7 protein-coding genes and 1 tRNA gene are annotated in these 12,240 nt (G+C 67.3%); 2 read left to right on the forward strand and 6 right to left on the reverse strand.

Annotated elements, in window-relative coordinates; all coding sequences use genetic code 11:
• The first annotated feature begins 123 nt into the window (after nt 1-123).
• On the forward strand, nt 124-1,116 hold the full coding sequence (locus PH203_RS16530; protein WP_289920747.1) for a Yip1 family protein: 993 nt from the start codon (nt 124-126) through the stop codon (nt 1,114-1,116).
• Between the two features lie 227 nt (nt 1,117-1,343).
• Here PH203_RS16530 and PH203_RS16535 read toward each other — a convergent pair whose 3' ends face one another.
• Nucleotides 1,344-1,841 (reverse strand): phosphoribosyltransferase, encoded by a 498-nt coding sequence (locus tag PH203_RS16535; protein WP_289920748.1) that lies wholly within the window; start codon nt 1,839-1,841, stop codon nt 1,344-1,346.
• 5 nt (nt 1,842-1,846) lie between these two features.
• On the reverse strand, nt 1,847-2,422 hold the full coding sequence (dcd, locus tag PH203_RS16540; protein ID WP_289920749.1) for a dCTP deaminase: 576 nt from the start codon (nt 2,420-2,422) through the stop codon (nt 1,847-1,849).
• A 499-nt stretch (nt 2,423-2,921) separates the two neighbouring features.
• Between dcd and PH203_RS16545 the strand changes: the two genes are divergently transcribed.
• Nucleotides 2,922-2,995 (forward strand) — tRNA-Gly (locus PH203_RS16545).
• Between the two features lie 663 nt (nt 2,996-3,658).
• Here the strand turns inward: PH203_RS16545 and PH203_RS16550 are convergent.
• The 4 genes from PH203_RS16550 to PH203_RS16565 all read right to left on the reverse strand — a co-directional run bounded on the left by PH203_RS16550 (nt 3,659) and on the right by PH203_RS16565 (nt 12,036).
• On the reverse strand, nt 3,659-9,589 hold the full coding sequence (locus tag PH203_RS16550; protein WP_289920750.1) for a DNRLRE domain-containing protein: 5,931 nt from the start codon (nt 9,587-9,589) through the stop codon (nt 3,659-3,661).
• A gap of 695 nt (nt 9,590-10,284) precedes the next feature.
• Nucleotides 10,285-11,436: a site-specific integrase gene (locus tag PH203_RS16555; protein WP_289920751.1), complete on the reverse strand. Its 1,152-nt coding sequence runs from the start codon at nt 11,434-11,436 to the stop codon at nt 10,285-10,287.
• Complete coding sequence (locus PH203_RS16560) at nt 11,436-11,648, reverse strand: helix-turn-helix domain-containing protein (RefSeq protein ID WP_289920752.1); 213 nt, start codon at nt 11,646-11,648, stop codon at nt 11,436-11,438. The genes PH203_RS16555 and PH203_RS16560 overlap by 1 nt, the downstream gene beginning before the upstream one ends.
• A 130-nt stretch (nt 11,649-11,778) precedes the next feature.
• Complete coding sequence (locus PH203_RS16565) at nt 11,779-12,036, reverse strand: helix-turn-helix transcriptional regulator (RefSeq protein WP_289920753.1); 258 nt, start codon at nt 12,034-12,036, stop codon at nt 11,779-11,781.
• Nucleotides 12,037-12,240 lie beyond the last annotated feature (204 nt).

The following is a 12,240-nucleotide window of genomic DNA, read 5'->3' on the forward strand; positions in this document are numbered from 1 at the left end:
AGCCGCGTGCCCGGGGAAGTCCCCGTGACCTCATGCCCTCATGCCCTCATGACCTCATGCCCTCATGCCCTCATGGCCTCATGACCTCATGACCTCATGACCTTCAGGGATTCCCCGTAAGGGATGTCACAGCTCGGCAGCAAAGCCGGGCTCGAACCACCGGGCCCGGCACGCCGATCTCCGGGACCAGGTACGTTCGAAGACGTGGCTGGATTCAGGATCGGACGCGGCCGGGACAACGGCGCTCCTCACACGCGACCGCAACAACCTCCGTACGGGCAGCAGGCCCCGCAGGGACCGTCGTACGGCGGCTACCCCGCGGCGCCGCAGCAGCCGTACCCGGGACAGCAGCCGTACGGCGCCCCACGCGCCGGCGGCTACGACGAACCGGAGTACTTCGGCGAGGACCCCTACAACCAGCAGGGCCAGGGCGGCCAAGGCCACGGCCACGACCCGTACGCGGCGAACAACCCGGGCCACACCCAGGCGTTCCAGGTCGGCGAGGACCCCTACAACCAGGGCGGCACCTACCGCGCGGGCTCGACCCAGCCCCCGCCCCCGTCGGGCCCGGTGGGCCCCCGCCTCCACTGGAAGGACCTACTGAGGGGCATCGTCACCGCCCCCAACCAGACCTTCCTCCGGATGCGCGACTACACGATGTGGGGCCCGGCCCTGATCGTGACGTTCCTCTACGGTCTGCTGGCCGTCTTCGGCTTCGACGGCGCGAGGGAGGACGCGATCAGCGCGACCCTCTCGAACGCGGTCCCGATCGTCCTGACGACGGCAGTGGCGATGGTCCTGTCGTCCTTCGTCCTCGGCGTGGTCACCCACACCCTCGCCCGCCAGCTCGGCGGCGACGGCGCCTGGCAGCCCACGGTCGGCCTCTCCATGCTGATCATGTCCCTGACCGACGCCCCCCGCCTGATCTTCGCCATGTTCTTCGGCGGCGACGCGACCTTCGTCCAGGGGCTCGGCTGGGCGACCTGGGTGGCGGCGGGGGCACTGCTGACCCTGATGGTCTCCAAGTCCCACGACCTGCCGTGGCCGAAGGCGCTGGGCGCGTCGTCGATCCAGCTGATCGCGCTGCTGTCGATCGTGAAGCTGGGCACGTTCTAAAGGCTCTTCACGCACATGGAAAAGGGCTCCCGGTTCCGACCGGGAGCCCTCGCTGCTGTGCCCGCCACCCACGGCACTGGCCTGCACTCCACGTCGACGCCGACACCGACACCGCATGACGGTCCCCTGTCCGACACGTCATCCGCCGCGTACGGGCCGTCCCGACTCACCGACCGAGGCCCCCGCGCCAACGCCCGCAGCCGGACCCGAGAACAGCCCGAGACAGGTCAGGCGTCGAGCACCTGCCCTGCCCGCTTGATCACTGGCGGTTCGACGCTCCACGGAAAATTGATCCACTCATCGGTCCGCTTCCACACGTACTCGCACTTCACCAGCGACTGCGTCTTCTCGTAGATCACCGCGCTGCGCACCTCGGCGACGGTGTCGAGGCAGAAGTCGCGGACCAGTTTCAGCGTCTTGCCGGTGTCGGCGACGTCGTCGGTGATCAGGACCTTCTTGGAGGAGAAGTCGATGGCGTTGGGGACGGGGGCGAGCATGACGGGCATGTCGAGGGTGGTGCCCACGCCGGTGTAGAACTCGACGTTCACGAGATGGATGTTCTTGCAGTCGAGGGCGTAGGCGAGACCGCCCGCGACGAAGACTCCGCCTCGGGCGATGGACAGCACGATGTCGGGCTCGTAGCCGTCGTCCGCGATGGTCTGGGCGAGTTCGCGGATGGCGGTGCCGAACTGCTCGTAGGTGAGGTTCTCCCGTACCTCGCTCATGCCGCTCACACCTGCGTTCTGTGGAAGTTGAGGAAGGAACGGGAGGCCGTCGGGCCGCGCTGGCCCTGGTAGCGGGAGCCGTAGCGCTCGCTGCCGTAGGGGAACTCGGCCGGGGAGGACAGCCGGAACATGCACAGCTGGCCGATCTTCATTCCCGGCCAGAGCTTGATCGGGAGCGTGGCGAGGTTGGAGAGCTCCAGCGTCACATGGCCGGAGAAGCCGGGGTCGATGAAGCCGGCGGTGGAGTGGGTGACCAGGCCGAGGCGGCCGAGCGAGGACTTGCCCTCCAGGCGGGAGGCGAGGTCGTCGGGGAGGGTGATGACCTCGTACGTCGAGGCGAGGACGAACTCACCGGGGTGGAGGATGAAGGGCTCGTCGCCCTCCGGCTCCACGAGGCGCGTGAGGTCCGCCTGCTCGATCGACGGGTCGATGTGGGGGTAGCGGTGGTTCTCGAACACCCGGAAGAAGCGATCGAGGCGCACGTCGATGCTCGACGGCTGCACCATGGATTCGTCGTAGGGATCGATCCGTACCCGCCCGGCGTCGATCTCGGCCCGGATGTCCTTGTCTGAGAGAAGCACGCCCCGAGGATACGCAAGGCGCGCGGACCGACCACAATCGGACGGTCCGCGCGCCTGGGTGCTACTCCCTACCGCTTCTCCAAGGTCACCGGAACGACGCTGCGAAGCCGGGCGCACTTCGGACACCGGACGAGCCGCCCGGGGCCGAGCCGTTCGGCCTGCTGCATCGGGAACGAAGCGGTGCTGAACACGTGCCCATCGGCACAACGGACCACAGTGCGCTCCATCAAGTTCTGGAGTCCCTTCCCCAAGAGCCGCGTCCGGCTGCTGCTCACCGGACGACAAATGCCACATTACGGGATTGAAGGGACGGCTCTCCAGGCGGCACTCCGACCCCGCCCAGACCCTCTCCCACGCCTCCACCGTACGCCCCAACTCCGGTCCCCCGCAGCCCCGTCACGCCCCCTTAACGCACTCAGACCTCACGGCTTCAGCGCCGGAGGTCTGGGATGAGGTAGAGTGACGGGGCGTTCGGACACCGGATCAACCGGCGTCTTACGCGGGTGTAGTTTAATGGTAGAACATCAGCTTCCCAAGCTGAGAGCGCGAGTTCGATTCTCGTCACCCGCTCCATAATGAAACCCCAGGTCAGCGGCCTGGGGTTTATTGGTTGTCTAGACCAAATCGAGGGTCGCGTGCCCTCCGCGTGCCCTAAATCGAGGTGAAGCCCTCACGAGAGAGCCCTCGGGTCCCAATTCGAGCATCGCGGCAGTCCAGCGTCTCAAATATCGAGATCGATTTTCGGTGATCCGGGTCACATAGTGCGCAAATGACGAGTAAGTCGCGTGCGCAAAGCCGCAGTTCGTGGCCCATTCGCAGAGAATTACCCGACGGCCGGGCTGCGGCGCCAGGGTCGAGATGTCGATGTCTACCTGCTCTTGGCAGAGGCCCGCAGTTCTATGAACTGCGGGCCTCACACGGTCAGTCAGACCTCTGTCGCCGATCAGTGCCCTGACGCCGAGCTGTTCTCCCCGTCTGCACCCGAGCCTCGGAGCCGCCGTAGCCGATGGAACCAGAACCTGTACCGACCGGTGGCATACAGGCCGAAGCCAGCGGAAGCGAGCAGGAGAACCGCGGTCGTACTCGCCGACACGGAGGACGGTCTACGGAGGAGTACGAACAGGCCGAGGCTTGCCACAAAGGTCATTGCCGCGACAAGCAGCGCGATCAGACAGCCGGGCAGCGCACGCTGACGGTCTTGCCTGCGGGCCGGTGTCTCCGCCGGCCCTCCCTCTCCTACCTGGTGATGTAGTGGCACTGGACTCCTCGTCGTTTGCCGGTCACCACGAATTGTGCGCACGCCTTCCCGTAGTGGGGCAGCGTCCGGTCCGTCTTGATCTGACGCCAAGGGCCGCGACTGCACGTCGTGTGCGTGGTGCCCTTCAAGATCTTGTACGTCTTTCCGTTGGTGTCGGCGTAGTGGAACTCCAGGCGCCAGTTGCAGAATCCGCGGGTGAAGTTCCCATAGAACTCATCGCACCCGACCCAGGCCGCCTGGTCAGTGATCTTCCGTCCGCTGCCGTGAATCCGGTGACCGATCTCGCATCCGACCGGCACATGGATGGTGACACCAAAGATATCGAACGCGAAGGACCCCATCTGCTGGAACCCGATCGCGCCGTACGGCGATACGGCCGGATCGTCACCCGAGTCGACGACGGGCGCCTGCGACTCGTCGAGCGGAAGTTGCACAGCTGTCTCGCCGCTGAGGTCGATGAGCTGCAGCACGATGTTCCCGCTGGCGCCGGTCATGGCCACGGGCTCGTCCAAGGCGTCGTTCACATGCCGGACGACGGACGTGCCCTCCTGCCATGCCGTCTGCTTCCCCGGGCCGCTGTAGTGGTTCTTCGCGGTGCCGGTGGTGCTCCAGGTGCCGCCGGCCAGAGTCTCGGTCACCACCGAGACAGGACGCGAGGCCGCGTCGTAGACCGCGGTTTCTCGGCTGCTGCCACGCGTCTGCCGACGGACGGAGCTGTCCGCGTAGTACGTGAACGCAATACCGTCCGGCTGGGCCGTGGGCCGACCGAGCGCATCGTAGGAGTAGCCGGTGTCTGTAACACGCCCCGCACTGTCATAGCTGCGCGTGGTCTCCGTCGTGGTTCGCGTACCGAGGCAACTGCCCGACTGCTTGGTGATCTTCTTCAGTCTGCTGTTGCTGTCGAAGTCGTAGGACTCGTCCGTGCAGGAGAACCAGTTACCTGTGTGCATGGTGGCGGACCGGCCCAGTGCGTCGTAGGTGTAGTCGGCGCTGACGCTCGATCCCTTCGTCTGACTCCGCGTGGCGTCCTGACCGTGCACGTTGACATCTGCGTTGTCGGCGAAGGCGACGACCCCCGTACTGGTGGTGTAGGTCCGGCTGAGGTCGTTTCCTGCGGGGTCGCGGTCCACCGCGAGGGTGATCCCGCCGGGGATCTTCTCCGTGCTCAGCGCCCCGTCACCGTCGTAGGCGGCGCTGATCGTGCCCGCGACCGAGTCGTTCAGGCCGGTCACGAGTCCTCGGGGTTCCTTGGCCGCGTCGTAGGTGTAGTCCGTGGTGGACGGAGCCGAGTCGGACACCTTCACCGGCCGGTCGAGGCTGTCGTACTGAGTCGTGGTGACGTTGCCCTCTCCGTCGTCATAGCGGATCAGACGCCCCAGGGCGTCGTAGCCGTAGCTGATGGTCCCGCTGGAGGAGGCCATGGTCGCCACCTGCCCGGTGGCGCTGTCGTACGTCGTGGTGACGGACGGAACAGCCTGGTCGCCGTTTCCGGAGGTGACGCGCTGGACGACTCGGCCGGCGTCGTCCGACGAAGCCGTGGTGGTCCGGGTTTCGGTGCCACCGGTGACGATGCTCTTCGCCGGCTGGCCCCAACGGTCGTACTCGGTTGTCTGGGTGTTCCCCGCGCTGGCGTCCGCGGGGCCCGCGGTGCACTCGAGATCGGCCCATTCCGGACGGCCCTGGCAGGAACCGCTGCCGCTCGCGGTCCAGTAGCGGTGCGCGGTGGTACCCGCGTCCGTCCCACTGGAGAGAGGCTCGCTTTCCGAGGTGATCCGTCCCTGGCTGTCGTAGCCGGTGGTCCGGAGGACGTTCTTGCCGCTGGGGTCCTCAATCTCCTTCGTAGGCAGGCCCTTGGCCCAGTCGTAGGCGGTCTTGGTGGTCCTTGAGTCGGCACCGGACGGGTAGCCGTCGATGTATCCGCTGGTGACCGTGGTGGTCAGCTGCTTGGACACGGTCGCGGTGCCGTCGGTCGGGCGGCCCTCGTCGTAGCTGTTGGCGGTGTGCTGGCGGGCGGGCACCTGAGAGCCCGCGGCCAGGTCGGTGCCGCCTGTCCCGGCCTTCAGGACACTCTGCAGAACGACCAGGTGGAGCGGTCCGTACTCGTCAATGAGGGAGCCGTCGGCGGAGTACGTGGACACGGTGGACAACTGCTGGGCGCGATCGGCTGTGGAGAGGCCGTCGATGCCCAGGACGGTGAGCTGGTCCAGTCCGTTGCCGGAGGTGGATAGCGCCAGTTCGCGGTTGGCGGCCGTGAGCTCACGCACCACGGCGCCGTTGTCGTCGTACTCCGTGGTCGAGATGTGACCGCCAGGCTCGGCGGTGTTGACCGCCCGGCCGGACACCGAGAAGTAGGTGACGGTCGCCCGAGTGAAGTCGCTGCTCGCGGCATCGGCGCCGTCGTTGGACGCCGGTGCCTTTGCTGAAGCATCGGCGGGGAAGACGGCGGTTCCACGGACCGGACGCTGGTTCTGGCCCCACGTGGCCACGCCGGTTGCGGACAGGTCGTACGGTGCGTGGCTGCCGCTGAGGGCGACGTTGTAGACGACCTTGGTAACCGCGGTGCCGTCCGTCTCAGTGGCGCTGCCTGCCTTCAGCGTGGGGCGGGAGACCGACAGCAGCATGCCGGGACCGCTGGGTGCAGCGGAGCCGACCTGGCCGTAGGAATAGGTCCACGGCAGTTCCCCGGGCGGGGTCAGCGTGGCGATCCTGCCGGCGCTGGTGTAGGTGTACGCCGTCTTCAGCGCGGGTGAGATCCGCGGGTCCCACGCTTCACGGAGGCGGCCTTCGCTGTCGTAGGCGTACGAGGCGACCGCGGTGGCCGTGGCATTGGCGGCGCCAGGTGCGGTGGCCCAGAGCTTGATCTGCTTCACCTGCCCGGTCACATCACCGAACGCGCTGGTGGTGGCCGTGGTGGTGTCGGCGTAGACGTATTCCAGGACCCGGCATCCCTTGGTGGAGGGCGTGGCCTGGCAGGTGGCGGCCGAGACGGCGGTAGTGGGTGCGATCAGATACTTCGGACGGGCGAGAGTCTTTCCGCCAGAGGTCGTCTTGTCCCATACGACGGTGGTGGTGGAGTTGTCTGTCGGCATCGACGTGGACGTGATCTGCCAGGAGGTCACGGCCGGGTCGACCTTGGCGAACTTCGTCACCGAGCCATTGGTGTGCTTCAGCGTGAAGCTGGTGGTGAGTGAACCGGTGAGGGTGAGGTCCTGCGAGCCGGGCTCGGGGCTCCAGCCGCCCGCAGTGGCGTTGAATCCGACAGCCGAGCCGTCGGCGCGCACCGCCGCAACCGAAGTCGCGGAAGTCTTGCGCAGGTAGACCCAGGTGGTGCTGGTGCGGTCGATACCGAGCCCCAGGTTCCACTGGAGGCCGTAGATCGGCGCCAGGCCGTCCTGTTCCTTGCCCAGGTCGGGGCGGCGAGAGGAGGCCGTACGCGTGGCGTTCAGGTCGAACGCGGTCGCGTCGGTTTCACCGAAGGTCTGGTCGCCGGTGACAGCGTTCACCCCGCCGGGCGCTATGTCCTCGGCCAGGTCGGCTCCGCCCCACCGGTCAACTGTGACCGTGTTGGCCGGGGAGTAGACCGTGGCACTACCGGTGAACTTCGCGCGGACGTCGACGGGGCCGTCCTCGGTGAGTGTCTTGGTGATGTTCCAGGTGAGGCCGGCGGGGGTGGTGTCACTCATCGACAGGGGCCAGGATGCCAGCGCCGAGCCGTCGGCCGACTTGGTGACGTCACCGACCGGCACATCCTGCCAGGTGTCGGTCTCGCCACGACGGTACTGGTAGGTCACGCCTGTACTGCCGTTCCCGCCGCGCGAGGTCAGCGCGACGGTCGAGTTCGGGCGGTCGCCCCGCGCGGGCGTGAGCAGCGCGGCACCGCCGACCCCGAAGGCGTATGCAGTGGCATCCGTGGAGACATTTCCGCCGGAGTCAACGGTCTTGGCATAGAGAGTGTGCCAGCCCTCGGCGGGCTTGATCGTGACCGTGAGCGGGTCACCACCGCTGCCGTTGGTCGTGTCGTCGATCCGCTGCGAGGCGTTGGGGTCGTCCAGGCCCCAGTAGTAGCCCTGGCCGTCGCTGGACGACGTGTCCAGAACGCAGTTCGCGCCGGCGGCGGCCTTCTCCGTCCACACGTCCTTGGCGTACGGCGTGCAGGTCACACCGGGAGCGGCCGGCTTCGCCGTGTTGAGGGTGAAGTTCGTGTACCCGGACCAGGTGCCGTAATCCGTGCCGTCGTAGGCGCGCACGCGCACCCGCAGGTGGGAGCCGGCCGGGAACGCGCTGCCGGAGGGCACGCTGAGCTTGGCTGTGGAACCGGAAGCCACACCGGCGCTCGTACCTGTGTAGGAATAGGTGCCGGCGTCATTGAACGACGGGTTCGGAGTCACCTCGAACTGGGCCTTGACCGTGCCGCCATCGGCGTCCGTCACCTTGGCACTCAGCAGCGGCGTCAGCGACGTGACGTAGCGGCTGCCGTTGTACGCGTTGACCGTCGACGGGGAGACCGCGAGAACGGACGTGGTCCCGTACGAGTTGTAGGTGACCGTCAGGTGCGGCTCGGTGGCCGCGTCACCGGAGGCGTAGTTCGCCGACCGGAACCGGCGCCAGGTGAGCGAGTCCGTCTCGTCCGCGCCACGGACCTGGAGGCCGTAGTTGGCCGAGCCGTCGGCCCACGCCTGGGTAATCCCGTCGACGTCGAAGTTCATGTACCCGGCCGGGCACGACGAGCTGTAGCCGAGCGCCGCCGTGTTGGTCTTCGCGTCGGTCGTGGTGGTCGCGGGCTGGGCGCCCCAGGCGACCGTGTCCGGGTCCCAGTCGGCGGTGATCCGGCGGACCTGGACGCCCGCGCCCGTGGTGGCGCAGGTCGAGGAGTAGTACGAGTACAGCGCCAGGTTGGTGTCGACGATGTGCTTGCCCTTGAGCTTGGTCACGTCGAACTTCACGTAGCTGCGGGCCACCGTGGTGCCCGTGTCGTACGTGCCGGCCTTCAGCTCGGTCGAACCGCGCTGCGAGTCGGGGTAGTTGGTCGCCACCCAGGTATCGGTCGACGCCGCGAGCGTGGAGACCGGGTCCACCGTCACGGGGTACGTCACGTCCGGGTCGGCGAGGAAGTCGGCGTCCGGCTTGAGCACCAGCACGGTGGAGCCGTCGGCGTCCTTCTCGATCGCGGTGTCCACCTCGGCGACGTGCGCCGGGTCGCCGGACGCCTTGTCCTTGTCCGAGCCCCACATCGCAGGGGCGGATGCCTCGGCCACGACGTCACCGGCGGCGGACTTCAGGAGCAGGTGGCCGTTGTCCGCCTTGGAGAGCTCAAGCCCCTTCAGGTCGAGCGGGATGCGGTACGAGACCTCCCCCTCCGGGCGCTCGCTCAGCACGACGGACTGCTCGAAGCCCTGCGGCAGCGCTTGGACGGTCAGATCGGCGCCACCGCCGAGCGCGTAGGTAGCGGTATCGCCCTTGAGCGTCGGCGCGGGGAGGCTCTTCGACCAGCCCATCGCGAAGACGTGTTTGCCCTGCTGGACCGACGCGAGGGTACCCGTCCCGCCGTCGGAGAGCGCGACCTCGGCGGCCGTGGCCTTCGGCGTGACTGCCGCCCCCGTGTCAGCGAGGGTGGTATCGATGTCGTGCCAGTCGTCGTCGGCGTCCTGGACCCGCACCGGCCCGGAGAACGCCTCCGTGGTCAGCGAGCCGTCCGGATTGGCCCACGTGGTCGAGTCCTCCGTGCGCTCGGAAAGGATCTCGATCCGCCGGTCCTGCAACCGGGCCATCAGCCGCGCGGACGCCTCGTCGGCCGCCTGCGCCGGACCGCGCTCCGTAGCGCTGGCCACGGAGGTCCCCGCCCCGGTCATGACGTCGGCCAGTGCTTGGCTCGCGGCAGTCGAAATCAGCGCGGGCTGCGTGCCCAGCACGAGCGACACCGCTATGGCAGCGGTCCTGAAACCTCGCGACCGAGTTCCCGGTGGCGCAGTAGTTCGCGCCCTGAACGGCGCCCCCACCCCTTGCTTTCTCAATGCACTCTCCGTAACAGGTCCCCCAGATCTCGGGAGACAGGAAGGAGAGATTTATCAACAGAGTAGACACGGGAGCTTCACAGGGGCTTCAAATATGCACCCTGACAGCCCCTTCACACCACTCGGCTCGGCCCTTTGGTGCCGTTATAGACATAATTTTCGAGAGCCGTTCCTACTCGTCGGACAGCCGGTTCCCGGCTCAAGGTTTCGTAATGGAATCGCAATATTCACTTCCTTTCAGCTACATGGAGTAGCCGCACGCGGTATCAAACACCCAGAGCACACGCGCATTTGACGCACCATTAGCAGGGCTCGGGGCGGTCACCCAGGTTTCCCGCAAGACCAACTGACGCTCATCCGCACCAAGACGCACCGGCCTAAGCGCAGGCGAGGTCGACCATCAGCGATCAGACGGTGGAAGGAAACCCACTGAAAGGCGCAACTAGCCGTTCTTGTTCCATAGCTGATCTTGTCCTACTATTCAGGGCGCACAAGGCTGGCTGATCTCCGTCACGGCAGCCAACCTGAGGTCACCAGCGGGAACAGGCCCTGCCAGACCTCGGCTCCGGCAGGGCTCGCACTCCGCGTCATCGTCACGCTTGCCGAGGTCGGCGCCGATCGACGGTGGACTCGCCCAGCTGCTGCCGTACCTCGGCATCAATTCCCTGCGCCAACCGCCGCTGATGCTTCGCCGTCGAGTGCTGATAGATCAGCTGCGCCCGCTCCGACGACTGGCCGGCGCGGACCATGAGGTCCTTCAGCTTGGCGCCCGTATCGGCGGCGAGGGTGTTGCCGGTGTGGCGCAGGTCGTAGAAGCGGAAGTTCTCTGGCATACCGACCTTCGTCCTCGCCTTGCGCCACTTGCGGCCGAAGGTCGAGCGGCGGAAGGGGGCGCCCTTCTCTCCGACGAAGAGGAGGCCGTCCCGTTCCTTCTCCGCGAACCACTGGAGGTGGCGGCGCAGCTCCGGGAACAGGAAGGCCGGCAGGTAGACCGTGCGCTTGCCCGCCCGGGTCTTGGGGTCGCCGGTGACGCGCTTGCCGTTGGTCAGCTCCGGTGACGCCTGGGTGATACGCAGGGAGCACTCGTCAACATCGACACTGTGACGGCGCAGTTCGGCCAGCTCCTCCGGGCGGAGGGAGGCGAAGGCACCGAGCAGGACCATCAGGCGCCAGCGCGGTCCCATGGCGTCGGCCAGGTCGAAGACCTGCTCTATGGTGGCGGTGGGCCGTTCGTCGGCCTCCTCCTTGCCCGCTCCCTTGATACGGCACGGGTTACTACGCAGGAGGTCGTCATCGACCGCCGTCTGCAGAATCGCCTTCAACAGGCGGTACGACTTGGCGACCGTCGTGGCACCGGTCGCCTTCAAGCGCTCGGCACGCCAGGTGCGGACGGAGGGCGGGGTGATCTCGTCCAGGTCCTTCCCGCCGAAGGTCGGCAGGATGTGGAGGCGGAGGAGCCCGTCGTAGCGATCGACGGTGGTGGGGGCCAGGCCGCGCTCCTCCTTCCAACGCAGCGCGTACTTCTTGAAGTTGACCGCGCCGGCGTCCGGGTCGCGCCATACGTCGCGTTCGATGTCGGCCCGGATGAGGTTGAGCCAGTCCTGGGCGTCGGACTTGGTCTCGAACGTCTCCGGGGCGGTGTGCCGCTGCCCGTCGGGACCGATGTAGCGGGCCTGCCATCGACCAGAGGGGAGCTTGCGGGTCGTGCCGAACTCGCGCCGCCGCTGCGGCTTGCGTCCCGCCATCAGGCCGCCTTCCCGTAGCGGGTACGGACACGGCGGACCGGCTCGACGGTGCGCGCCTCGACGTACTCGGTGACCGCGCTCTCAGGGATGCGGACCGGTCGGCCGAGCTTCACGTAGCGGATGCGGCGCTCGGCAATCAGGCGGCGGACGAAGCGTTCGCCCGTGCCGAGCATTTCGCCGGCCTCGGCCACGGTCAGGAGGCGGTCAGCCATGCGCGACCACCTCCGTCACAGAGGGGCGCTGGGTGCAGGCGGGAGCCGGGGGTATTGCGAGCAGGTGCAAGGGCGGTGGGTCCTCACTCGGGTGCGGAATTCGGGCGAGCCGCGACGTGGCGACCGCGGTTCAGACTGCGGGGCGGCCGGGCAGGAGCGCGGGTGCCGGGACGTGGAGGGCCTCGGCGATCGCGATGAGGTCGTCGATGTCGCATCGGCGCTGGGTGCGCTCGATGCGGGACAGCATGGTGTTGGACATCGGGCGGCCGAGGGCTGTCACACGGTCGGCCAACTGCCTTTGTGACAGGCCGCGTTCGGCGCGGAGGATTTCGATGGCACGGGCCGCCTGCATTCCTGCCGGCCCGATTTCCAATGAGCGTGGGGGCATGGATCCAATTGAAAGACTCAATCGCCGGTTTCGGTAACCGGCGATCGTCGGCTATGTTGCGCTCCGCGCCGTCCGCTGCGGAGGGTTTTCCGGGGGTCGGGATGGGGTGCGGACGGATGCGTCGAGCGGCACTTTGACGTGCGGTGTTGTGTTGTAGCTTCCCCTCCGGCAGCACGTCAACGGCTTTCCGATGTGATGCTTCTG

The organism is Streptomyces sp. S.PB5, assembly GCF_030403745.1.
Classification (GTDB): domain Bacteria; phylum Actinomycetota; class Actinomycetes; order Streptomycetales; family Streptomycetaceae; genus Streptomyces.

Excerpts from the sequence above, each read along its gene's own strand:
- PH203_RS16530 (WP_289920747.1), top strand. The coding sequence starts at position 124 with ATGTCACAGCTCGGCAGCAAAGCCGGGCTCGAACCACCGGGCCCGGCA.
- PH203_RS16535 (WP_289920748.1), bottom strand. The coding sequence starts at position 1,841 with ATGAGCGAGGTACGGGAGAACCTCACCTACGAGCAGTTCGGCACCGCC.
- PH203_RS16555 (WP_289920751.1), bottom strand. The coding sequence starts at position 11,436 with ATGGCGGGACGCAAGCCGCAGCGGCGGCGCGAGTTCGGCACGACCCGC.
- PH203_RS16560 (WP_289920752.1), bottom strand. The coding sequence starts at position 11,648 with ATGGCTGACCGCCTCCTGACCGTGGCCGAGGCCGGCGAAATGCTCGGC.
- PH203_RS16565 (WP_289920753.1), bottom strand. The coding sequence starts at position 12,036 with ATGCCCCCACGCTCATTGGAAATCGGGCCGGCAGGAATGCAGGCGGCC.